The sequence below is a fragment of the Aquitalea pelogenes genome, from assembly GCF_041914625.1.
In the GTDB taxonomy this organism is placed as follows: domain Bacteria; phylum Pseudomonadota; class Gammaproteobacteria; order Burkholderiales; family Chromobacteriaceae; genus Aquitalea; species Aquitalea pelogenes.
Genome location: NZ_JAYSDA010000039.1, coordinates 1 through 24,383, shown reverse-complemented (window position 1 = coordinate 24,383; position 24,383 = coordinate 1). Strand labels below are relative to the sequence as shown.

Genomic DNA, 24,383 nt, shown 5'->3' with positions numbered 1-24,383 from the left:
TGCGTCTCGTTTCCGTCGCTGCGTTGTCTGCTGAGGAGGCGAACTATACCGCCCTGACCCACCCTCGTCAACACTTTGTGCGAAGAAATCTGCAGGTTTTGCCAAAATTCCGTCGCATAGACCGCTAAGTCACTGAACGGTAATGCTTTATGAAATACGAGTTTCATGAGTATTTTGCTGCGGGTGCACAGCCAGCGGCGCACTGGCGTCCATCGTGACACTGACCCATGCAGGAAACTGGCGCAAAAAGCTGGTCTCAGCACCGACACAGGCAGCAAAAAGCCCGGCTGAGCCGGGCTTGGTGACTTACATATATATGTCAAGCATGCAATCAGCGCTGCTTCAGCTTGGCAAATGCCGCAGCCATGGCGGACTCCCCAGCAGGCTGCTGCGAACGGCCTTGAGTCTGGCGGTTGCGCTGATCATTGCCACGCCCAGCTTCAGACCTGGCCCCACGATTGGTCGCACCCACTTCGTCACTCAGGCGCATGGTGAGGGCAATACGTTTGCGCGCCACATCGACTTCCAGCACCTTGACCTTGACCACATCACCCGTCTTCACCACCTTGCGCGGGTCGTCGATGAATTTGCTGGACAGTGCGGAGATATGAACCAGCCCGTCCTGATGCACGCCAATATCCACAAAGGCACCAAAGTTGGCCACATTGGTGACCACCCCTTCTAGCACCATACCGGGCTGAAGGTGCTTGATGTCCTCGACACCGTCCTGGAAGGTGGCGGTCTTGAACTCCGGACGCGGGTCGCGACCCGGCTTGTCCAGCTCCTTCAGGATATCCATAACGGTGGGCAGGCCGAAACGCTCATCGGTATAGTCAGTTGCCTTGACCGACTTGAGCGTTACCGAATCCCCCAGCAAAGACTTCACTTCGCGCCCTAGCCTGGCGACGATTTTTTCCACCACCGGGTAAGCTTCCGGGTGTACCGACGAGGCGTCCAGCGGATTGTCGCCACCACGGATGCGCAGGAAGCCGGCTGCCTGCTCGAATGTCTTGTCACCCAGGCGCGGTACTTTCAACAGTTGTTTGCGGTTCTTGAACGCACCGTTCTGATCGCGATAAGCCACGATATTGGCGGCCAAGGTAGCATTCAGGCCGGAGATGCGGGTCAGCAGCGGAACGGAGGCGGTATTCACATCGACACCCACGGCATTCACGCAATCTTCCACCACAGCATCCAGCGCGCGCGCCAACTGGCTCTGGTTGACGTCATGCTGGTACTGGCCCACGCCGATGGATTTCGGGTCGATCTTCACCAGTTCGGCCAGTGGGTCTTGCAGGCGACGGGCGATGGAGACTGCACCGCGCAAACTGACATCCATATCGGGGAATTCCTTGGCTGCCAGCTCGGAAGCCGAATACACCGACGCACCCGCCTCGGACACCACGATCTTGGTCATGCCCAACTGCGGGTAAGCCTTGATCAGGTCCTGCGCCAGCTTGTCGGTTTCGCGACTGGCCGTGCCATTGCCAATGGAAATCAGGTCAACATTGTGACGGGCACACAGGACACCCAGAATGGCGATGGACTTGTCCCATTCGCGGCGTGGCTCGTGCGGATAAATGGCCGTGGTGTCCAGCACTTTGCCGGTACCATCCACCACGGCTACTTTCACGCCGGTACGCAAACCCGGATCCAGACCCAGAGTGGCGCGCTGACCCGCCGGTGCCGCCAGCAGCAAGTCGTGCAGATTATCGGCAAACACCTTGATGGCCTCGCCATCTGCCGCTTCTTTCAGCTTGCCCATCAGCTCCAGTTCCAGCGACAGGAAAATCTTGGCACGCCAGCACAGACGGACACCATCCAGCAGCCATTTGTCGGCAGCGCGGCCCTTGTCTTGCACACCAAAGCGCTGGGCGATCATCAATTCGTAAGCGGAACGCTCGGTAATCGGGGTTTCATCCGGCTGATACTTCAACGCCAGACTGAGCACGCCTTCATTGCGACCGCGCAGCAAAGCCAGCGCACGATGGGATGGCGTGGCGCGAATGGCTTCGCGATGGTCGAAGTAGTCGGCGAACTTGGCACCTTCCTGCTCCTTGCCTGCCACCACGCTGGCAGCCAGCTCGCCTTCGTTCCACAGCTTTTCGCGCAGGCGACCCAGCAGCTCGGCATCTTCGGCAAACTGTTCGATCAGGATGGCACGCGCGCCGTCCAGTGCAGCCTTGACATCAGCCACACCAGCCTCGGCATTGAGATAGCCTTCTGCCAATGCTTCTGGCTGTTGCGTAGGGTCGGCCAGCAGACTGTCAGCCAGCGGCTGCAAGCCGGCTTCGCGGGCGATTTGGGCCTTGGTACGGCGCTTGGGCTTGTAAGGAAGGTAAAGGTCTTCGAGCGCTGTCTTGTTGTCGGCAGCGTACAGCGCAGCAGTCAGTTCAGGGGTGAGCTTGTCCTGCTCGCGAATGCTGGCGAGGATGCTGTCGCGGCGCTCGTCCAGCTCACGCAGATACACCAGCCGCTCGGCCAGCGTACGTAATTGGGTGTCATCCAGCCCGCCGGTCACTTCCTTGCGGTAGCGGGCAATAAAGGGAACGGTGGCACCACCGTCGATCAGTTCGATGGTGGCCGCCACCTGGTTCTCGCGAACGGCCAGTTCAGTAGCAAGACGGCTGGCTATGCTTTTCAACATCGGTTTTTATTCTTTCGTGCTGAACAAAAACCGCTACTGTACCGCCATTCAGTCCAAAATCAAGCAGCAACCGGCCGGGCCAGCCATGCTTGCGCCTCTTCCACCGTGTCGAAATACTCCAGGTGGTTGTGCGACAGCAGGCCGGCAATATGGGCCGCCAGCTTGATCCACACATCGCTGACCACCAGCGCGATACGGCCGAAGTCCTGTTCGTGCGCACGCACAAACTTGACCTCCTCTACCGCCATATCCAGGGTGAAGTCCACCAGCTCGGTCAGATCCAGCAGCACGTCCGGCTTGCCTTGTTCGGCAACGCGCTTGACCAGCGCATCTTCAAACAGCTTGAAATCTGCCAGCGAGAATTCATTGAACAGCGCCACATCCAGACCATAATCCTGTTCGCGGATAGAAATCATGCTGCATCTCCTAAAGTGTGAGTCCTGCCTGTTATTGTTGATGAAACCACGCCAGCTTCAATTGCGTGATCATGATTGCATTCTAGTGCGCCGCGGGGAAGTTTCTGCTGACAACCGTCAAGGAGTGACATGTTTTTGGCATGATTCAGCGCAGCGCTGCCAGCATGCCCGCCCCGACGATCAAGCCCATGCCCAACAGCGCATCCGGCCCCAGCGCATCACCCCACAGCAAGACGCCCAGCAAGGCCGAGAACACCACGGTGAGATAGGCGAAACTGGCTACCAGGTATTTGCGCCCTTCCTTGTAAGCCATGGTCATGGCCAGCTGCCCCAACATGCCGCAGACTCCCACACCCAGCAAGGCGGATATATTTCCGGCGTGCACCGGTGAAAAACCGGGCCCGAGCAGTAGCCAGACCAGCCCGAACAAGCTGGCAATGGCGAAAAACCAGAACACCACCCGCCACGACGGTTCGCCCATTTGCCCCAGCTCCCGCACCTGGAACACGGCAAAACCGGCAGACACACCGGACAGCAGGCCCACCACGCCAGCCAGCCACTGGTCCGAGCTGAAGGTAGGCCGCAGTAGCAGGACGATACCCAGAAAACCCAACCCCAGAGCCAGCGCCGCTGCGCGGGACAGCTTGTCCTTGAGCTTGACCACGCAAATCAGCGAGAAAAACAGCGAGGAGGTGTAGTTGAGCGTCACCGCAGTGGACAACGGCAAATGGGTGAGCGCATAAAACAGCGCCGACATGGACAGATAGCCGACAAAACTGCGCTTGATGTGCCCCAGCCAGTGTGGAGTGGACAGCGACAGTCCGCGCCAGCGGATGCCGGCACCGAGAATGGCGGTGCCAATCAACGTACGCCAGAACAGCAGCTCGATGGAGTTGAAATGCTGCGCGCCCGCCTTGACGAACACACCCATCCAGGCAAAAAAGGCGGCAGCCACCACCATCCAGCCTGCGCCCAGTTGCCCACGGCGCAAACGCACGATCAGCGCCCCACTCACGACTGGCTCCAACACGGAAGACAAGGAATACAAATCATGGCTTGCGGGTACTGTTGGCGGAAAGACAGATCAACTCCATCTGATGACGGTAGGTCTTGAATTCCGATGCATTGGCAGCACAGCGCGCCTCCAGCAGGCGCTTGCCCGGCGTAGGAAGAAAGACGTGCAGATTATGCCGCACAATCCACAAACGTCCGGAAACGAAACGACCTTCGCGATACTCGGTCACCAAGCGCCCGGTATGGGCGTTGAGCCGGGCATACAAGGCAGCCTCGCGATCACCGTCGGCCTGTCGATAACGGCGTTGCAGGCGCTCCGGGCTGTCGGCGCGGGTGGCCTTGTACTCCTGCAGGGTGACTTCAATGGCGGCGCGCTCGCGCTGGTCCGCCTTGGGCGGAATCACCTTGATGACGCGCACGCCCTCCTGCACCACGCTGCGGACCTTCCAGCCGGGCGGCAAGGTGAAGTTGATCTTGCTGGCCGGATCGGTATAACCGCTGGCCAGCGCCTGAGCACTCAACAGGCCAAGGCTGAGAATGAGTAAATGTTTTTGCCAGTGCATTGTCATCAAGACAAAGAAAAAGGCGCGGAAACCCGCGCCTTTGCCATTCTGCACTGAAACACCCGGCTTAGCCAGCCATGGCATCGCCCATCAGGCGACGATAGAACTCGTGGAAGTGTTGCATGCCTTCCTCGGTGGGGTATTGATACGGCCCCACTTCGCTCTCGCCACGCAGCCACAGCGCACGACGGCCCTGATGCATGCGATAGCAGATTTCGTCGTCTTCCTTGGCGGTTTCGAAGTAGGCGGCCTGCTCTGCCTCGACGAATTCCGGCTCGAAGTACACCACATCTTCCGGGTAGTAGAACTCGGTGATGACGGTGCATTTTTCCGGGCCACGCGGAATCACCACACTGACTACCAGCACATGCGGATACCACTCCACCATGATGTTGGGGTAGTAGGTGAGCCAGATGGCACCGAATTCGGGCTGATGGTCGGCAAAGCGGCGGCGTACTTCCTCGTGCCACTTGCCATACACGCGCGAACCGGAACGGGCCAGCTGGTTTTTCACCCCCACGGTCTGCACGTGATACTGCGCACCCCACTCCCACTTGAGCTCGGCGCAATCGACAAAATTGCCCAGGCCGGGATGGAAGGGATCGACGTGGTAGTCCTCGGAATAGACTTCGATGAAAGTCTTCCAGTTGAAGTCATACTCGGTGGTATGCGTCGAATGGAAGGCAAACTCGGAGAAATCCAGGTGTTTGGCCACACCAAGCTGCGCCAGATCGGCCGCGATGTCGCGACCGGCATCAAACAGCAAACCGTTCCAGTTGGTCAGTTGCGTCTGATTCAGGTTCAGGCAAGGCGTTTGCGGGAAATGCGGCGCGCCCAGCAGCTTGCCTTCGGCGTCGTAAGTCCAGCCATGCAGATTGCACACCATGTGGTTGCCATTGCCGCGACCCTGATAGATCAGCGCCTGACGATGGCGGCAGACGTTGGAAATCAGCTTGATTTCGCCGCCCACATTCTTGAGCATCTTGCCGTGGCCCAGCCATTCCAGCGTGTGATAGTCGCCCTCATTGGGCACCATCAGCGCATGGCCGTAGTACTGCGGAGCAGTGGCAAACAGTTGTTTTTGCTCCAGCTCGTAATGAGCCGGGTCAAAGTAGGTATAGATAGGCAGCTGAGCAGCAGATGCTTGCAGCATCTGCGAAGAAGCCAGATCAGACATTATTCCCACACCTCCGTGGAAGAAGATATAAGACCAGCCGAATCTCGCTAAACGAGTTTACGGAACCATCAAAACAATAATGAAAACAAGGGCCAAGCCCCTGCTTTTCGAGGCCGGGATTATGCCCCGCCCCGGAAGGGGGGGCAAGCTATTTTTAGCAGGAAGAAAGCCGACATCGGCAAAATATCGACCGTTTTCGCAGGCGTTGGCACATTTTCAGCAACAGCCATCATGTAAATCATTGCTTTAGCTCAAATTGTGCAAAGCAACATCAGCACTTGATGATGGGTATGCTATACTCGCCGCACGGTTGAACCGGCCTAAGTGCCAGGGACAAGCTGAAACGTGACAGCCGGTGCCATTCGCTGCTTTTACCAACATCCGCAGCCAGCGGGTGAAGGCAGAAACCAGCAGCGGCATGGCAAGCCAGATCATGTTGCAACAAGGCGCGAGAGCAAGGTAAATCCCTTATTGCTGAGCGCCAGGGCGCACCGGATAATCGCCGCCCGGTTCATGCCGACCAAAGGAAAATCAAGAGGAGCCCGTCAGCTGCGCAACCAGTCATCAGGCCGACACAGTCATAACCTTTAATATGGCCAATTTACCGGATTGATGCAGTGATTTTCCCCACGGACCCCTTTTTTGTCATTTACGATCCCAGTGCCTATGAAATCTAGCATTCTCGTTATCAACTGCGGCAGTTCCTCGCTGAAATTTGCCCTGATCGACACCGTCTCTCACCAAGCCATCCTGACCGGCCTGGCCGAGAAACTGGGCCTGGAACAAGGCCAGATCAGCTTCAAGCACGCTGGCCAGAAAGACAGCCAGACGTTGAGCGAAGCCAACCATGCTGCTGCCATGCACGCCATCATTGCCCGCCTGCGCGAGCTGGATTTGCTGGACAGCGTCAAGGCCGTTGGCCATCGCGTGGTACATGGTGGCGAGCATTTCAAGGCCTCCGCAGTCATCGACGACACCGTCATCGCCGAAATCGAGAAATGCGCCAAACTGGCACCGCTGCACAACCCGGCCCACCTGCTGGGCATCCGCACTGCCATGCAGCAATTCCCCGGCCTGCCGCAGGTTGCCGTATTCGACACCGCCTTCCATCAAAGCATGCCGCAGCAGGCCTATCTGTATGCCGTACCGATGCAGCTGTACCGCGAGCATGGCGTGCGCCGCTATGGCTTCCACGGCACCAGCTACCGCTATGTCACCGGCGAAGCAGCACGTCTGCTGAACAAGCCGCTGGAAGAAACCGCCTTTGTCTGCGCCCACCTGGGTAATGGCGCATCGGCCGCAGCCATCAAGGGTGGCAAGAGCGTGGACACCACCATGGGCCTGACCCCGCTGGAAGGCCTGGTGATGGGCACCCGCTCCGGCGACATCGACCCGGGCATCTTTGGCTACCTGGCCTCCGAACTGGGCCTGGATGTCAACGGCGTCACCGACCTGCTGAACAAGAAATCCGGCCTGCTGGGCCTGTCCGAGCTGTCCAGCGACTGCCGCGAACTGGAAGACGCCGCCATGGCCGGCAAGCCCGAAGCCATCCTGGCACTGGATATTTTCAGCTACCGCCTGGCCAAGCACATTGCCGCCCTTACCGTGGCACTGGGCCGACTGGACGGCGTGCTGTTTACCGGCGGCATTGGCGAAAACTCGTCCTACCTGCGCGCCCGTGTGATCAAACAGCTGGGCTTTCTGGGCCTGCAGCTGGATGAAGCAGCCAATGAACAATGCATTCGCGGCAAGGCTGGCCGCATCACCACCGCCGACTCCGTGCCTGCCCTGGTGATCAACACCGATGAAGAACTGATGATTGCCCTGGACACCGCCCAGCTGGCGGGCTTGTCAGTCTGAGGCAGCCCAAGAAAGAGTCAGAAGCATGCATACTTTTTTCCTGGCACCGACCGGCTTTGATGCCGGACTCACCTCGGTAGCGCTGGGCATGATCCGCGCGCTGGAGCAATCCGGCCTGCGCGTGGGTTTTGTCAAACCCATCGCCCAAGGGGCGGACAGCTCGCCGGAGCGCTCCACCCACTTTGCCCGCGCCATCTGCCATCTGAACCCGCCGGAACCATTGGCGATGGAACGGGTGGAACACCTGCTGTCGCAGGGTGAAATCGACCAGTTGATGGAAGAGGTGGTCTCGCTTTACCAGCAAGCCTCGCACAATGTGGACCTGATGATTGTGGAAGGCCTGGTACCCGACCAGAAACAGGTGTTCTCCACCTTCCTCAACACCAAGATTGCCCGCAACCTGCAAGCGCAAACCATTCTGGTGACCGCTGCCGACAAGCTGGCCAGCCATGAAATTGCAGAACAGCTGGAGCTGAGCGTACAAGCCTTTGGCGCCCAGCCCGGCCACGTGGCAGGCTATATCCTGAACCGCTTGTCCAAGGAGCAGGACGCCCAGCAACTGGCGATGGAAATCCAGGAAGCCGGCAACCTGCTGCACAAAAACCGCTTGCCGATGATTGGTGCCATCCCCAACGAGCCGGAGCTGCTGGCCCCGCGCACGCTGGACGTCGCCCACTACCTGCAAGCGCGTGTGCTGCACGCCGGGCAGATCAGCCGCCGCCGCGTGCGCAGCATGGCGGTAACCGCCCGCACCGTGCCCAATGTGGTTCACCTGCTCAAGCCCGGTGCGCTGATTGTCACCGCCGGCGACCGCGAAGACATTGTGCTGGGCACTTCCATGGCCGCCATGAACGGCGTGCCGCTGGCCGGCCTGCTGCTGACCTGCGACTCGCTGCCCGACCCGCGCATCCAGCAACTGTGCCACCAGGCCTTCACCAGCGGCCTGCCGGTGATGTCCACCACGCACAACACCTTCGAAACCGCCAGCTTCCTCAGCAATATGAGCCGCCAGGTGCCGGCGGACGACCTGGAGCGCATGGAGCGGGTAATCGACTTCGTGGCCGAGCATCTGGATGCCGACAAGCTCAAGCGCAACGTCGGCGCGCCGCGCGAACACCGCATGCCGCCACCGGCCTTCCGCTACCAGCTGATGGAAAAAGCCCGCCGTGCCGGCAAGCGCATCGTACTGCCGGAAGGCAACGAGCCGCGTACCGTCAAGGCTGCCGCCATCTGCCAGGAAAAGGGCATTGCCCACTGCGTGCTGATTGGCAACCGCGCCGAGATCGAACAGATTGCCGAAGCCCAGGGTGTCACCCTGCCCGCTTCGATTGAAATCCTCGATCCCAATGAAGTACGCGGCAACTACATCCAGCCCATGGTGGAACTGCGCAAGGGCAAGGGCCTGAACGCACCGATGGCCGAACAACAGCTGGAAGACAATGTGGTGCTGGGCACCATGATGCTGGCACTGGGCGAAGTGGACGGCCTGGTATCCGGCGCGGTACACACCACCGCCAACACCATCCGCCCCGCCCTGCAGCTGATCAAGACCGCACCGGAAGCCAAGCTGGTTTCCAGCGTGTTCTTCATGCTGATGCCGGAACAGGTGCTGGTTTATGGTGACTGTGCGGTCAACCCGGACCCGACCGCAGAAGACCTGGCCGACATCGCCATCCAGTCCGCCGACTCCGCCGCCGCCTTTGGCATTCCGCCGCGCGTCGCGATGATTTCCTACTCTACCGGCAGCTCCGGCAGTGGCTCGGACGTGGAAAAAGTGCGCGAAGCCACCCGCATCGCCAAGGAAAAGCGCCCGGACCTGGAAATCGACGGCCCGATGCAATACGACGCCGCCAGCGTCGAGTCGGTCGGCCGCCAGAAAGCCCCGGACAGCACCGTGGCCGGCCGCGCCACCGTGTTTGTGTTCCCGGACCTCAACACCGGCAACACCACCTACAAGGCAGTACAGCGCTCGGCAGGTGTGGTCAGCGTCGGCCCCATGCTGCAAGGCCTGCGCAAACCGGTGAACGACCTGTCGCGTGGCGCGCTGGTGGACGATATTGTCTACACCATCGCCCTGACGGCCATTCAGGCGGACAAGCGCTAAACACAGTTTGCTGCTACAAAAAAAGCCCTGCAATCATGAGATTGCAGGGCTTTTTCTTGGCCTTTCCGAACCCGTTCGTCTTAATCTGTATTGACCCGCGGCTTCAGACGGCGATCGCGCGCGTCATTCCACAGATTATCCTTGAATTCGCTGATATGGCGGATGTCACCGGAATGGCTCACCGTATAATCGCCATACACCACGGCATCCTGCACCCTGGAACCTTCGGCGATACGGGTGTATTCAAACAGCACGCTACGCTCTACCACGGTATTCTTGCAGATATGGCTGCCATGGCCAATCCAGGCCGGGCCGATGATTTTGGCACCGGCCTCCACATGGCAACCAGAACCAAAGAACACCGGCCCCTGAATCTCGATATTGTCCCAGTCGATACGGGTATTCAGCCCTGCCCATACCCGCTCTGCCACTTCCACACCCGGCACATACATTTGCGCCACGCGGCCGCTCAGGATATCCAGCTGCACGGTGAGGAAGTCTTTCACATTACCGATGTCAATCCAGTTGAAATGGCGCTTTTGGGCATAGAACGGCAGGCCTTTTTCCACGATGAGCGGAAACAGGTCACTACCGATATCGAAAAAGGTGTCACTGGGAATCAGATCAAGCACTTCCGGTTCCATGATGTAGATACCAGTACTGGCCAGTCGTGACAGGGCTTGTTCCTGAGTCGGCTTTTCCTGGAAGGAGCGCACACGGCCATCATCATCGGTCACCACGATGCCATAGCTGGACACCTGCTCCAGCGGCACTTCCTTGGTGATCACGCTCACCAGCGCGCCTTTGCGCTTGTGCTCGAACAAGGCCGAGCGAATATCCAGATCAATCAGCGCATCGCCGCAAATCACCAGCGTGGTTTCGTCAAAGAAACCACCAAAATCCTGAATCTTGCGCATGCCGCCAGCGGAACCCACCGGGTGCGGATTCACCTCACCGGCATCATCAACATAGCCTTCAAAGGAATAACCGATATGCGCGCCCAGGCGCTGGCCGTCACCAAAGTACTGCTCGATCTTTTCATGCAGATAGCTGACGTTAACCATGATGTCCTGCACACCATAGCGCACCAGATGCTCTACCAGATACTCCATCACCGGCTTGCCCAGAATCGGAATCATCGGCTTGGGCAAATCATAGGTCAGGGGGCGAACGCGGGTTCCCTTGCCCGCAGCTAAAATCATGGCCTTCATGTGCTGACTCTCTCTGAGCGAATTATTTTATTCTGACCGGATTAACGACGACCGATGGTGTCGTATTCGAAACCACGCTGGCGCATTTGTTCTGGCACATACATATTGCGGCCATCAAACACTACCGGGTTTTTCAGGGCGGATTTCAGTGCATCAAAATTGGGGGCGCGGAATTCCTTCCATTCGGTGACAATGGCCAGCGCATCGCTATCCTGCGCAGCAGCCAATGGCGATGTGGCATAGCGCAGGCCTGCGCGTTCGCCAAATACGCGACGTGCTTCCGTCATGGCAACCGGGTCATAGGCCACCACTTCAGCACCCAAGGCCAGCAGGCCTTCAATCAGCACAATGCTGGGTGCCACACGCATATCGTCGGTGTTCGGCTTGAATGCCAGGCCCCATACGGCAAAAGTCTTGCCGGACAGGTCTGCACCAAAGCGATGCTTGATCTTGTTCAACAGAACGTTTTTCTGGGCATCGTTGGCATCCTCTACTGCCTGCAGAACCTTGAGCGGCAACTCGGTTTCTTCAGCAGCGCGAATCAGTGCCTGCACATCCTTGGGGAAGCAAGAACCGCCATAGCCGCAACCGGCATACAGGAAGTGGAAACCGATACGCGGATCAGAACCGATACCGATACGCACTTGCTCGATATCCGCACCCAGTTTTTCCGCCAGATTAGCCAGCTCATTCATAAAAGAAATACGCGTGGCCAACATGGCATTGGCAGCGTATTTGCTCAGCTCAGCCGAACGCACATCCATCACGATCATGCGGTCATGATTACGGGTGAACGGTGCGTACAATTCACGCATCAGCTTGATGGCACGCTCGTCGTCAGCACCAACGATAATGCGGTCCGGACGCATGAAGTCTTCAACTGCAGCACCCTCTTTCAGGAATTCCGGATTGGACACTACGGCAAAGCCGGCATCCACACCACGTTGCAGCAAGGTTTCCGAAATCACCGCCTTTACCTTGTCCGCCGTACCCACCGGCACGGTGGATTTATCAATCACTACCTTGTAATCATTCATGTGCAAGGCAATGTTGCGCGCAGCGGCCAGCACATATTTCAGGTCTGCCGAACCGTCTTCATCCGGCGGCGTGCCCACGGCGATGAACTGCAAATCGCCAAAGGCAACGCTCTCCTGAATATCGCTGGTAAAACGCAAACGGCCCGCTTTAACATTGTGACGCACCATCTCCAGCAAGCCCGGTTCATGAATGGGGATACCACCCTCATGCAGAATCTTGATCTTGGAAACATCCAGATCCAGGCAAAGTACGTCATTACCCATTTCAGCCAGACAAGTGCCCGTCACCAGACCGACATAACCCGTACCAATAACTGTGATTTTCATAGATTTGAATGGATGATTTTGCAGAGAAAAGAGAGAAACCGAAAATGACCAATCTACGCAATTGCAATGAAAATGTTATCAATGCGCAGGCAATTAATTAGAATTTTAATGCATAAATAACCTTGCGATCGTTTTATACAAGCAAGATGCTTGTCAAGATCATTTCAACGTGTTGCTTTACCACATTTATTGATGAAACGTCCAGTTCGTAATTATACGCACTCAAAAGCAGCACCATGATTTGATAGGACATTTTGGCTGAATCCATAAAAAAAACCTGGCATTACTTCCAAATAAAAATAATCGAATGCTGCTTCAGCATAATTAAACTCAAGTAGCACAATAAGTGACTACTTCATGGTCGGTTGTGAAGCATAGTGGCCAGCTGAATTTTCAACTTAGGGGTTGACATCAGACGCCAAGTAGAACGCTCCAGCAGCCCGCCAGAGCGTTGCCTTGCTCACGTACCAACCATCTCGAAGGCGCACGAGCTCAAGGTAGTTCATACGCGATGACGAACCAGCCCACCCCACACCCCCAGCGCCGATGCATCAACACCAAGTCTTGCTGCAGACCGCGTTACAACAAGATTGCCTTTCCCACTGCAACATGACGCGACCAAAGCAGCTACATAACGCTGCTGATATGGTGTTCTGACGCGGTCAGAGTTTTCTTGAGGCAACAATGCACTAACTTATCAAAAGACATAGACAGATCAGTCTTTGCTGCCGCACAAGCCGTAATAATACCGCGAAATCACTGAATACCCTCACTTAACCCATGTAGCGCATTCTTGCCGTTGTCTGGCATCGGCACATTGGCTGCGAGTCATCGTTTTAGCTGCTACAACAGGGCGGCGGGCAAGATGGATGTCACCATGCTTACCGAGCCACGACCATCTCAAGATGGTTTTCAACGCATAGCTACGGTGCTGCTGAACAGGCCAACCGTCAGAATGGTGCCATCATGACGTCCCGACACCAATCGGTACACTGGTATCTCGCATATTCGTATCAGGAATTTCGACTTCGCTCACAACAAGAAATTTGACATGCACGAGCGTGGCATGTAACCGCTGGAGACGTCAGACACGGGCCGTTAGGCACGAGGCTGGCTGTCGGGCAGGATGCAGTTACAGTGCCTTTGCTGCAGAACAGACTGGTTTTCCATTAGACAACTGCGGAACTTGTGCGTATTGCCAGCACGGCCATGACAAGCATTGCATGCAGCCGCACCATATCGGCATTCACTTGCCTGGTACGCATACGGGTCATGTGCAGACTTCCCCACCCCCGCTATCTGGCTGATGCCAAAAGCATGAACGCCAGCGACCAGAAGACTCCTGCCAGCTGGCTGTATTGCTGCGTAACATCGCAGTAGATGGCACCAACGGTGCTGCCAACGATCCACATGATGCGGGTGCTGCCTATGGTGATGCCAAGCCACCGCCCATCAGGCCAGATTTGCTTTAACTATGCTGGCTGACGTAGCTGTCGGTGCTGCCGCCGGTCAGCAAACGTCTGGTTTTACACATAGGCCGCATTGTGCAGATGCCACGCAGGCTGGCCTATCAGCGCATTCACAAAGGTTGATGACATTTTGCTGTCCAAGCCAATTCAACTCATCACCCTGCCCTGCATTAGCCTCCCAGCCTGCTGCCTGTGTTCCTTGCCTTCCCACCCGCTGCACTAGATAATCCCCACCGTGCCGTTCAATAACGGCATCGGGATTGGCGTCCCGTTCCAGACGGACTTTGCACAAGGCCAAGCTTTGTCGCGTCCGTAACCATTGCACGTCTTCTATGGCGGGCCATGGTGGGAGCCTCTCACGAGGCACCGCTCCTGGAACGGTACGCCAATCCTGCCATGTGCCTGCCACCCCCGATTGGCGTCGGGCGGCAGGTAAACATTCCAGGAGACCATTCATGATTTTCCCTGTTTACTTGCTTGCCGCCTCCTCCCTATGCCAACCAACGGGAGGGCGCAGCGCATGACACACCAAGCCACCGCACCCGTCCTCCCCCTGATGCGCCAACACATCGTATTGCTGCAAGCCATGTTGCAGCAGGACCGCTTTGCTGCTTGCATCGAGCTTATAGCTGCTCCATTTGTAGTAACAGCAGACTTTGCAGCCAAGTTAGCAATCGCCTGCCCCGCCACATTGGCCCCGGCCTTGGCTGCGGTGACCGCCACTTTACCCGCACCCATCGCGGCAGTCGCGGCACCTACCACATCCACTGCCAGTCGTCCGGATTCTACCCCGGCGGTGACGGAGCCGTCCCAGCCGCCATCATTGTAGGCCTTGGTCATCACGTTGGCGGTAGTCTTGCACAATGCTGTCGCCAACCTTGCTGCGGAAAGCGGGGTCGTTGACCAGGACAACCAGGGTTTTTTGGGTGTCGCTCCAGTTGGCTACCATGTCCACCACGTTTTCGACCTGTTGGTAGCTTTGCAGGCCGATGCCGCCGCCGATGCCAACCAGCAGGCCGACGTTCTGTTTGCCGCTGATCAGGCCGTATTTTAGTTCTACCGCGCTCAGGCAGCTTAGCTTGCCTTTGCAGGCGACTTTGTCGGCACATAAGGAAGCTAGTGACTTGCAGCTCTACCTTGAAGTCATCTTACTGGGCAGTTTCGTAAAACCTATTCAGTTAGACGATTGCACTTTGGGTGATGGTTTCTTGTTGAAATTTTCACTCCCCGAAAGTGCCGCATATAAAAATACAGCCACAATTACTGAACATAGTGTCAATATAAATAACCCTTTTCTGTCTTCTATTTAGCTCATCACATTTCGTCATGTTATGAGTGGCCAATTACCGTCCTTTCTTTATAATATTAGAATACCCTGCGGATGACATCGCAAATACAGGAGTACCACACCACATTTAATTATCACCATCTTCCATAGACATGATAAAAATCCTCACCAACAAATTAAGCGAATAAAGCACTGGCAGCACATCCAAACTCAACAGAGTGAAATAAATTAATATTTAACTCACCTTAGATACAATCACTTCCTACTTCTTGAAAAGACACATTGCAAAACAGCCATCACTAATGAAAGTTCAGAGAAAAATATAAAATTTTTTACCACATCATCGCCATCCGGCATTGCCACACTATATCCAAGCCCCTGCAATGCAATTGAGTTTAAAAAAATCCCAACAATACCGAAAATTCCGAAAATTATTTCATACAAAATAAAAATGCGAATAAAATATATTATTTTTAGAAAAATTTTCCTCACGGAGAAACTCCTTTCACTACCTCATTATTACTGTACTCTTGAAACACATTACCAAACACAGTCCCAGAATTCTCAGGAACTGTACTTGCTCCATTAAACCCCTTAATTCCGTAAGGACCTGTCGTTACCTATATCGGGCGATACCAAGGATTTACAATTTCATTCAATTTATTTTTCACAATAACACCAGCTTTATACCCAATGATGCTACCAATTACAGGACCAGCCATACCAGGACCAGCATCCTGCCCTTGAGCTACAGACCCCACATAAGATGTCAAGGTATTAAACCCTACCGTTCCACTCCGCGAAGCACCCGTCGTCCACCAGCCAGCGGCTCCACCCATTAATACGCTGCTCCAGTCCATACTCTGTCCCGGCTGTAACGTACTGGCTTGATATCCAGCATTCACTCCCGCTCCTAGAATGCTGCCAATCGCCTTACTTCCTAATGTGGCTTGAGCGGAGACAGTCGCTCCTCCTGCTACAGGGAGTAAAAGAACCGCCTCTGGATGAGACTCTTTCAGCGGCTCTGACGCAGCCAGCCGTTTAAAACTGAGATCTTCCAATGATTTTTTGGTATCGCATGCAGCTTTATTGGCAGGTCCACACTCGGCTTTAGCTTTTTTGTAGGCTTCGTTTTCCTTCTCTGTAAATGACCAATTATTCGTCACCTCATTAAATGCAGTCCCTGCGCCTGCCGTACCTCCCACCACCCCACCCGCTGCGCTGTTGGCCAGCGTAACTAGGGTGTTGTACAAGGCCGGGTTGTTTTCCTGGGTGATGCCGTTTTCTTTGAGCAGGCGGCTGGCTTCGACTGCGCTGAGGCTGCCGGTCAGGCTGCCTGCGGCACCGGCTGCGCCGCCAGTCAGGCCGCTGATGACGGTGTGCAGGCCAATGCGCAGTTTGCCTTGTTCGCCCCAGTCCTGATTGATTTGTTCGGCTTGGGCAAGCAGTTGTTGGGCTTGTTGCTCCTGTCCGTCGGCGTGGGCTTGTTTGGCTTGTTCGATCAGTGCATTGGCTTGTTTGATCTGGGTTTCGGCGTATTTCCCCACCGCACTGCTGGTCTGCTGCCCAAAGGTTTGGGTAATCAGCGTTTGTGCGTCGATTTCTCCTCAACCACGACAAATTGGCTTGCCCTTATAGAATTCCTTATTACACCCACTATATCTATATCCTTTCTTAATCAAACAACTATAAAAACTTCGCTCCAACCTTTCGCATGCTGATTGATCACTTTCACCAGGAAGAATTGTTTCTGTTTGCAAGCTGCAATTACCATCCACATACCCACCACATGCAAGCCAATCTTTCATTCTCTCCTCCGATGTCGCACCAACCTTGCCCCATAGATCAACAAATCGCGCGGCACTTTTATCCGAAAATGGATTCCCATTCATCCAGTAGCCACCAACCCCACATCCACCAACGAATACCAATACTACTAATTTAAAATACCTCATCATGCACCTTTTAAAATTTCGTAAATAATATTCCAAACCTGTGGTGGTAATGCATCTGCTGCCGCGAACGGTGCTGCTATCGGAATAGCCACCCCAGACCATACTTCTTGAGATATTTTCTCTGCATCACCTCTACCCCTCTTTGCGTTACCTTTGGCCTACTACCCAAATGTTTGGACAATCAGCGCTTGTGCCTCGACGCCTCCTCAACCACGACAAATTGGCTTGTCTTTATAGAATTCCTTAGTACACCCACTATATTTATATCCTTTTTTAATCAAGCAACTATAAAAATTTCGCTCCAACCTTTCGTATGCTGATTGATCACTTTCACCAGGTAGAATTTTTCCGACAGTATCAAAACCAACTCCACCATTTTTTCGACCCCCACATGAAATCCAATCTTTCACTCTATCCTCTGATGTCGCACCAACCTTATCCCACAGTTCAACAAATGGCTTGGGATGCAAAGCTGCTTCATACGCCTCCTTATCACAATGCAAAGCAGGCGTTTGAAACCCACAAATCCGTCCATTCCCTATAACACACCCACTCAATAGAACAATTAAAGACAGCAGTCCCGTCCACTTCATTTACTACCTCGCATTCTTCAATATGACTGACAATGCATTCCACACTTCTGGCGGTAAATATTCTGCCATTGCAAATGGAGCGGATACCAAAATGGCCCCCGTTGCACTCCACGTATCTTGAATTTTTTGCACAACGGGATCTCTACCCCTCTTTGCATTCCCTTGCTCATCATACAAACCACTTAATTTCCCTCCTATCATGTCGTGGGGACCAGCAAACGCCTCAATCAGCTTATCCTGCCAGCTACCGGGCGCATATGGCACACCAAACAATGTTCCCTTTACACCTTGTATGCCACCGGTAGCACCTGCCAATTTTTTGCCTTGTTCTGTTTGAAGATATTCATCCAAACTATTTACCCCAGCAGCATCTGGATTAAATTGCACTTTCCCTTGCTGATCAAATCTTAACCCTCCATCTTCCGTAGTTTTACAGCGACTGTTATCTACCCCACACAATTCATCCAGATCCCAGCGTGTACCGCCTAGCTTTTCTCCACTATCTTTTACCCCGACACTTTCTGCGGATAAATTGGTATACGTTTTCTCTCCATCCGTAACCCCTTTGAATTTGGCTGAATCTTCGACCATCAATGCCCGCATTTTTCTGCTGCAACAGACAAGGTTTCTTTGGTAATGCTGCTGCCTACATTTCCTGTCAGTGCGCCTACCAAAATATTCAATGCGCGCTCTTGCATGGTCGCATCATAAATATCTTGTTGCAGTGCTGCTTTTTCTTCGGCTGTCTGTGCTTGCAGGAGCTTTTCCCGTAGCTGCTTGCGCTGGATATCGGCTCTTCTGGCAATGGCATCGCTCGCCTGCTGCCCAAAGGTTTGGGTAATCAGCGTTTGTGCGTCGATGTCTTGCTGCACTTTGTCGGCGTCGAAGATGCGCTGGATGCCGCTTTGCGGGTCGCCGGTGCGGGCGGCGCTGTTGCCGGCGATGCCGCTGATGCCGCTGCGGGTGTCGCTGGATGCGCTGCCGCTGTCGTTGCCAAAGCCGATGCCGGTGCCGGACGGGCTCCACATGCCTTGCAGGTTCATCGATGTGCCGATGTTGAGGCTGCTGCTGCTGGCGTTGTAGTCGGCCTGGTTGTGCAGGTCGGTCATGGCGAGCTGGCCGCCTGTTGCAAACTGGTTGTTGTGGTCTTGCATGGCTTGTTCGGTGCTGCTGATGACGCCGCCGGTGAGGGTAGTGTCGCCCTTGACCTTGACGTGGAAGCCGCCGTCGCCGGCCAGGATGCCGCTTTGTTCGCCGACGCTCAGGTAGTCGCTGTTGATGTTGCTTTGGCTCAGGCTGAGGCTGCCGCCCATCATGCCGTAGCCGATGGACAGGCTGCCGCCCACGCTGTTTTGTTTGCTGTCGTAGTGGTCTTTGTCTTGCAGGCTTTCGATGCTGAGATGGCCGCCGACATTGGCTTGTACGCTGGGGGCAGCCACAACGGCGCCTTTGAGGGTGGTGTCGCCGCCGCTGGTAAGGCTGATGCTGTCGCCGGCATTGAGGTGGCTGTTGTGGTAGCTGATGCTGTCGCCGTCGGCGTGGCCGCGGTTTTTGCTGGCGCTGGCAGTGAATAGCAGGCCGTTACTGCCGAAGCTGATGCCCAGGCTGCCGCTGCGACCGCTGTTGGTGCTGTGTTGTTGGTCTTGGTCCTGGCTGGCTTGCAGCTGGATGCGGTTGTCGGCATTGAGGGTGATGGCTTTGGCGGCGGCCAGGTCGCTGCCTTGAATCAGGATGTTGCTGTCGGCACCGGCACCGCTGGCGTGCAGGCTGAGATTACCTGCGGCTTGTACGTGGCTGGCGGCGCTGGTATCGGACGATGATTCGCTGTGTGATTTGTTGCTGCTACTGCCCACCGAGAGGCTGACATTGATGCCGCCGGCTTTGTCGGCGGCGTTGGCGTCGCGGGTTTTTGGGGTGCCGTCGGGGCTGGTTTCGCGGGTGAGGATCTGGTTGTCCTTGCCGTTGATGGTGCTGCCCTGGCCTTCCTGGATGGCGGTGTAGGCGGCGTAGCCGGACAGGCCGCTGCTGGCGGCAGCCAGGGCTTTCATGCGGCTGTCGCTGGTTTTGCGGGCGGCCTTGGTCATTTGGTCGGCGGTCTGGATGGCGTTGAGGACGGGGTTGGAGAGGGCCAGGGTGAGGCCGCTTTGCTTGAACCAGCTGTCGCTGACGCTCTGTGTGGTTTCGCGTGCTTCGGTGATGGCGATGTCTTTGGCCTGGATGCTGATGTCGCCGACGCCATTGACGCCAGTAGCCAGTACCTGGCTGCCGGTTTGGGTGTATTGCTGCCCGGCGCTGAGGGTGACATCGCCGGAGATGGCACCTACGGTGCTGCCGACGGCCTGGGTGGTGCGGGTGCTGCCGTCCTGGCCTTGGGCGCGGCTGCCGATGGTGATGCCAAAGCCGCCGCTGCCCATCAGGCCGGATTTTTTCTCGCTGTGCTGGCTGGCGGTGCGGTCGGTGTTATGGGCTATCAGCAAACGTCTGGTTTTACACATAGGCCGCATTGTGCAAATGTCATGTTGGTTGGCCTATCAACGCATTCACAAATGGTGATGACATTTTGCTGGCTATGCTCATTCAGCCAATCACCCTGCCCTGCCTTAGCCCCCAGCCTGCCGCCTGTGTTTCTTGCCTTCCCACCCGCTGCACTAGATAATCCCCTCCGTGCCGTTCAATAGCGGCATCGGGATTGGCGTCCTGTAATCAGACGGACTTTGGTCAAAGCCCATGCTTTGTCGCGTCCGTACACCATTGCACGTCTTCTATGGCGGGCCATGGTGGGAGCCTCTTACGAGGCGCCGTTCCTGATTACGGTACGCCAATCCTGCCATGTGCCTGCCACCCCCGATTGGCGTCGGGGGGCAGGCTTACCTTAATCAGGAGCCGATATGCCATTTCTCATCTATTTGTCCGCACCTCCCGCAACGGTTTACTTCGAGGGAGTGCCATGTTGACAACTGATCCCCCACCCCTTGCTGTATTACCTCAGATGCGCCAACACATCGTCCTGCTGCAAGCCATGCTCCAGCAGGACCGCTTTGCCGCGCTGCGCAGCCCGGTGCAGGAGTTGGCACATGGCTTTGCCCAGCTGGAATCCGCATTGCGGGAGCAGGCCCAGACGCTGGAGGCGGTGCTGGCCTTGCTGGCCCTGCACCCGTCTGATGCCTATCGCAATCACTTGATGCAGGGCTTGCTGGGTTTGCAACAGCAACAACAGCAATTGCTGGCTTAAACCCGCGTAGTCACCCGTGCAGAACAGCCCGGCTGCCTGATGGATAGCCGGGCAATGGGTTTAAGGGGTTTTATCCAATAGCGGAAAAGCTTGCAGGCAATTCCAGCGTTTGCGCTGCAAGCCCAGATAGGTGACAGGTACATCGATTAATGCACCATCTTGCAGACGCATTTTCAAACCAGCCTCACAACTAGGAATGGCAATGGTTTTGCCAAACAAGTTCTTGCCATTCACATAGCGAATGTCACCACGCAATACATAGTGCGCATCCGCCTGCGGCGTAAAGCGGAACAATTGCGTGCATGTGATTGGCGGAATGTTATACATGGTGTTGTACGTCGATGCATTCAGCACCACCTCATACGCCAGCACCACCGGCTCGCCTGCCCGTAAACGGACCTTGTCAGTCACGCTGGTACGGCCTACGTAACACCCTTCGGCATCAAAGGTATTGATCATGCCACCCTCCTTGCCTTGCAATTCGGCAGAAGGTTCCATCGCGCTGGGAAAGCGATACTGCACGCCGACGGACTGACAGCCGGTGAGTAGGACTGAAAGCAGTGCGAGTAAAACAAGAGTGTGTTGGGTTTGCATGTTTGCGGGGTCTCACTGAAATGGAGAAGCTGAGATGAACGAATGGTTTCACTCGAAAATAAAACCATTTCAAACAACACCACTCACAGCCACCAAAGCCAACGTCTACTCATACACTTCCTCCTTTGCTTTGAGCCGGGCACCATATTTAAGCGACGATTCACCTTTGCTATATACTTAATAAATCTCCCAAAAAACAATAAGCCACATGCAATAAAAAGAGGAACGCCATACATATTACGCCACGCAACTAACTCCGGCCTAGTTGGTGGATTGTCATTGCAAAATAACCAGCCTGTCTTTATGCACAAGTACTCACCCATTTCATAACTATAATTATTCAACAAGTACATATAAAGTGAAATTGAAAGCCCCATCAACAGATGATGAAACCGCCTAGGGGAAATCGCACGCTTTATGAACCATATAAATGGCCATGAAATTGCAATATAACTCCACTCCACTATTTTTATGAGAATATTTTTCACTTTATTCCTGGCTGAGATTTTTCACTCTCAACAGATGGCGTTGGTAGAAATGACGGGAAATTTGAGATGGCATTATTGACACCATTACTATTAAGTACCGAGCCCGTCCACCGCAATGCTGCCTGACCAAAAAAAGCCCCAAGAACACTTCCACCTAAACCATATCCTGCCGAAATTAATGGATTATCATATTTTTCGTTGTAGACATTATTAAAACTAGTATTTACATAACCAACTCCCGCACCTGCAACGCCAGAAACAAATATCGCATTCCAAATTTCTGATGTATTAGTCACTCTTGCACCCCATGTTCCCAATGGTCCAATAGCAGGCCCCGCCACCATCGCCGTATTCGCGGCAAACAAAGATTGCACCGGATTGATTGAACTTACTTTGCAATTACCTTGTGCGCAATTTTGCGCATATTGACCTACTGCATCAAAACCACCGGCAACACCCCCTGATACCAGCATGGCATCGCCCACTGCCGGGCCAAACATGCCATAGCCTCCGGCAGGCAGGGTTGCAATACCAGCCAACACCAGGAAGTTTTTCTGGTTTTGCTGTTCATAGGTGGCATAGGCTTGTCCCGGTGTAATACCTTGCACCGTGAAGGCAGAACTGGCTCCGGTGTTGTAGTTGGCGCGACCGCTGGCCAAGTCTTGTGCACGATTAAACGCAATATTCAAGTCAGATTGCGCTGCGGGGCTCTTATAATGAGTCGCATTAATTAATGCACTATATCCATCAATGCAAAAACAACCAATAACAACATCAATAACTGAACAATTACACCATAAAAATTGAGTTTTTCATCTTTGTATTTTAAATATTTAAAAAATAATGCGATATGTAGTTTTGATGATGTTGTATGATCTGGTGCCCAAAGCCAATGAAAATCTTCACCAGTAATCTCACACAGTCTCTTTTGGAAAAGTGCTCCAAATATAATTATCAAAATTAATAAAATAAAAATCATTTATTTTCTCCATTTTTGACTGGAATTGAAAATCCACCTTGTATCTTTGAGCCCACGAATTCACCAAGCCCAATTCCAAATTGTGACTGGAGAAATGGGCCACTTTCACTTGCGCCTGTTGTCGATCCGAATGAGACAAGAGCCCCACCATTTGCAGATACTTGAGACTGAATTCCACTTGGAGAACCATAGTGATTTGTGGTTATCCCCCAAAAACCACTTATACCTTGACCAACAACAGGGGACACTGACCACCCACCTTTACTATCCCATATAACCTGACCCCCTATTCCATAGGCAGCCTGAAGCGAAGCGGTATAACTTTGGTTTTCATCTAAAAAGCTGTAGCTTAATGATGCTTTTCTGGCGGAAAAATACTGCGCAGTCATTATTTTTAAATCAACAGGCAGTGGTGTGCCATTTTTTCTTGCATTTTCCAGACTGTCGTCATAGTTCTTTTTGAGTAATTCTTTTGCCACGCCACACTGATTACTCATTGGATTTTTAATACATTGATCTGCTGCCGAGCTTAGTTTCTTTCGATCTGATACGGAAAGTGAGTTGTTCCACACCTCATTATTCGCCACCTGCCCACCCGTCACCGCTCCTGCCGAATTGCCTGTGCTCAAGCCTCCCGCCAGCGTGCCGGTGAGGGTGGTGAGGGCTGCCACGGTTTGTTTCTGCTCTTCGTTCAGCTCGGCTACTGTCTTGCCGGGGTAGAGCTGGTTCATCACCAAGTCTGCGGTAATGGGAGCGATGCCGCCTCCCACTGCGCCCGCAGTGGTGTTCTGGCCTTTGGCGGCGGCCAGTAGTGCGCCCAGCGCGGCGTGGGCCATGGCGTTGGCGGCCAGGTTGGTGTTGCCGTCGGCATCGGTGGTCATCTGCTTGACCACTTGGGCCAGGTAGGGCGCGGCAGCGTCGGTGACAGCCCCTTTCATGTCACCGCCTACCAAGCCCTGGATAGCAGCACTGATGGCCTGGCCGGCGCGTTGGAAGTCGCCTCCGGTGCCGTATTGTTGTTTCATCGCCAGGGCGGCGGCCCGGTCTGCCGGGTCGCTGGAGGTTGCCAATATTTTATCGGCCTCGTCCCGTTTTTGTTGGCTGATGCTGTTGGTGATGTCGCGGCCGATGTTGCCGATGATCTGGGCGGCTTTGATCGTGTCTTGGGTGTCTTTGAGCTGTTGCTGCAGTTGCTGAGCCTGTTGCAGCGTCAGGCTGTTGGTGAGCGCGCCGTTGGCGGTGCTGGCGTCACGGCTGGTGAGGGTGTCGGCAGCGGTCTTGCTTGCTGCCTCGCCGCTGCTGATGGTGACGCTGGCGGGGCTGATAACGCTCTTGGTCTGGCTGCTTTCGTCATTATTTTTCGGCAAGCCGGCATTACCCAGTGCATTGGCAGCCAGATTGCTCATGACATTGCTCAGCAGCGTACTGC

The 24,383-nt window shown here is 54.8% G+C and carries 20 protein-coding genes; 4 read left to right on the top strand and 16 right to left on the bottom strand.

Annotated elements, in window-relative coordinates; translation table 11 throughout:
- Window positions 1-331 precede the first annotated feature (331 nt).
- From ACE3SE_RS20605 to ACE3SE_RS20585, 5 genes are all read right to left on the bottom strand, one after another.
- Entirely contained in the window at window positions 332-2,647 is a 2,316-nt protein-coding gene (locus tag ACE3SE_RS20605; protein ID WP_374557921.1) for a Tex family protein, read from the bottom strand.
- A 59-nt stretch (window positions 2,648-2,706) separates the two neighbouring features.
- Window positions 2,707-3,063, bottom strand: coding sequence for a SpoIIAA family protein (locus tag ACE3SE_RS20600; RefSeq protein ID WP_045847976.1), 357 nt, complete (start codon window positions 3,061-3,063; stop codon window positions 2,707-2,709).
- 145 nt (window positions 3,064-3,208) lie between these two features.
- Entirely contained in the window at window positions 3,209-4,078 is an 870-nt protein-coding gene (locus tag ACE3SE_RS20595; protein ID WP_374557919.1) for a DMT family transporter, read from the bottom strand.
- A 34-nt stretch (window positions 4,079-4,112) separates the two neighbouring features.
- Complete coding sequence (locus ACE3SE_RS20590; RefSeq protein ID WP_045847984.1) at window positions 4,113-4,640, bottom strand: hypothetical protein; 528 nt, start codon at window positions 4,638-4,640, stop codon at window positions 4,113-4,115.
- Window positions 4,641-4,707: 67 nt separating this feature from the next.
- Window positions 4,708-5,817: an aromatic ring-hydroxylating oxygenase subunit alpha gene (locus tag ACE3SE_RS20585; RefSeq protein ID WP_374557917.1), complete on the bottom strand. Its 1,110-nt coding sequence runs from the start codon at window positions 5,815-5,817 to the stop codon at window positions 4,708-4,710.
- 666 nt (window positions 5,818-6,483) lie between these two features.
- Between ACE3SE_RS20585 and ACE3SE_RS20580 the strand changes: the two genes are divergently transcribed.
- The gene (locus ACE3SE_RS20580) at window positions 6,484-7,677 is read left to right on the top strand and encodes an acetate/propionate family kinase (RefSeq protein WP_374557915.1); all 1,194 of its coding nucleotides are present in this window, start codon (window positions 6,484-6,486) and stop codon (window positions 7,675-7,677) included.
- A gap of 25 nt (window positions 7,678-7,702) precedes the next feature.
- Entirely contained in the window at window positions 7,703-9,781 is a 2,079-nt protein-coding gene (gene pta, locus ACE3SE_RS20575; RefSeq protein ID WP_045847973.1) for a phosphate acetyltransferase, read from the top strand.
- An 80-nt stretch (window positions 9,782-9,861) separates the two neighbouring features.
- Here pta and ACE3SE_RS20570 read toward each other — a convergent pair whose 3' ends face one another.
- Window positions 9,862-10,983, bottom strand: coding sequence for a sugar phosphate nucleotidyltransferase (locus ACE3SE_RS20570; RefSeq protein ID WP_374557913.1), 1,122 nt, complete (start codon window positions 10,981-10,983; stop codon window positions 9,862-9,864).
- Between the two features lie 50 nt (window positions 10,984-11,033).
- Entirely contained in the window at window positions 11,034-12,356 is a 1,323-nt protein-coding gene (locus tag ACE3SE_RS20565) for a UDP-glucose dehydrogenase family protein (protein WP_374557911.1), read from the bottom strand.
- Window positions 12,357-14,681: 2,325 nt separating this feature from the next.
- Between ACE3SE_RS20565 and ACE3SE_RS20560 the strand changes: the two genes are divergently transcribed.
- Window positions 14,682-14,879 (top strand): hypothetical protein, encoded by a 198-nt coding sequence (locus ACE3SE_RS20560; RefSeq protein WP_374557908.1) that lies wholly within the window; start codon window positions 14,682-14,684, stop codon window positions 14,877-14,879.
- Between the two features lie 489 nt (window positions 14,880-15,368).
- Here the strand turns inward: ACE3SE_RS20560 and ACE3SE_RS20555 are convergent, their stop codons facing one another.
- The 5 genes from ACE3SE_RS20555 to ACE3SE_RS20535 form a co-directional block, all read right to left on the bottom strand.
- A complete protein-coding gene (locus tag ACE3SE_RS20555) occupies window positions 15,369-15,605 on the bottom strand; it encodes a hypothetical protein (RefSeq protein ID WP_374557907.1) in 237 nt (78 codons plus the stop codon).
- A 128-nt stretch (window positions 15,606-15,733) separates the two neighbouring features.
- A complete protein-coding gene (locus ACE3SE_RS20550) occupies window positions 15,734-16,660 on the bottom strand; it encodes a hypothetical protein (protein ID WP_374557905.1) in 927 nt (308 codons plus the stop codon).
- Between the two features lie 614 nt (window positions 16,661-17,274).
- Complete coding sequence (locus ACE3SE_RS20545) at window positions 17,275-17,661, bottom strand: hypothetical protein (protein WP_374557903.1); 387 nt, start codon at window positions 17,659-17,661, stop codon at window positions 17,275-17,277.
- A gap of 3 nt (window positions 17,662-17,664) precedes the next feature.
- Complete coding sequence (locus ACE3SE_RS20540; RefSeq protein ID WP_374557901.1) at window positions 17,665-18,264, bottom strand: hypothetical protein; 600 nt, start codon at window positions 18,262-18,264, stop codon at window positions 17,665-17,667.
- Window positions 18,252-20,156 carry a hemagglutinin repeat-containing protein gene (locus ACE3SE_RS20535; RefSeq protein WP_374557899.1) on the bottom strand — a complete coding sequence of 635 codons (1,905 nt, stop codon included), beginning with the start codon at window positions 20,154-20,156 and terminating at the stop codon, window positions 18,252-18,254. The genes ACE3SE_RS20540 and ACE3SE_RS20535 overlap by 13 nt, the downstream gene beginning before the upstream one ends.
- A gap of 494 nt (window positions 20,157-20,650) precedes the next feature.
- Here ACE3SE_RS20535 and ACE3SE_RS20530 point away from each other — a divergent pair, with 494 nt between their 5' ends.
- Complete coding sequence (locus ACE3SE_RS20530; RefSeq protein ID WP_374557897.1) at window positions 20,651-20,893, top strand: hypothetical protein; 243 nt, start codon at window positions 20,651-20,653, stop codon at window positions 20,891-20,893.
- 60 nt (window positions 20,894-20,953) lie between these two features.
- Here the strand turns inward: ACE3SE_RS20530 and ACE3SE_RS20525 are convergent, their stop codons facing one another.
- From ACE3SE_RS20525 to ACE3SE_RS20510, 4 genes are all read right to left on the bottom strand, one after another.
- Window positions 20,954-21,487 (bottom strand): hypothetical protein, encoded by a 534-nt coding sequence (locus tag ACE3SE_RS20525; protein ID WP_374557895.1) that lies wholly within the window; start codon window positions 21,485-21,487, stop codon window positions 20,954-20,956.
- Between the two features lie 484 nt (window positions 21,488-21,971).
- Window positions 21,972-22,664 (bottom strand): hypothetical protein, encoded by a 693-nt coding sequence (locus ACE3SE_RS20520; RefSeq protein ID WP_374557893.1) that lies wholly within the window; start codon window positions 22,662-22,664, stop codon window positions 21,972-21,974.
- Window positions 22,665-22,705: 41 nt separating this feature from the next.
- The gene (locus ACE3SE_RS20515; RefSeq protein ID WP_045848939.1) at window positions 22,706-22,954 is read right to left on the bottom strand and encodes a hypothetical protein; all 249 of its coding nucleotides are present in this window, start codon (window positions 22,952-22,954) and stop codon (window positions 22,706-22,708) included.
- The coding region (locus tag ACE3SE_RS20510; protein ID WP_374557891.1) for a VENN motif pre-toxin domain-containing protein at window positions 22,951-24,383 on the bottom strand (1,433 nt) is incomplete at its 5' end. The genes ACE3SE_RS20515 and ACE3SE_RS20510, both read right to left, overlap by 4 nt.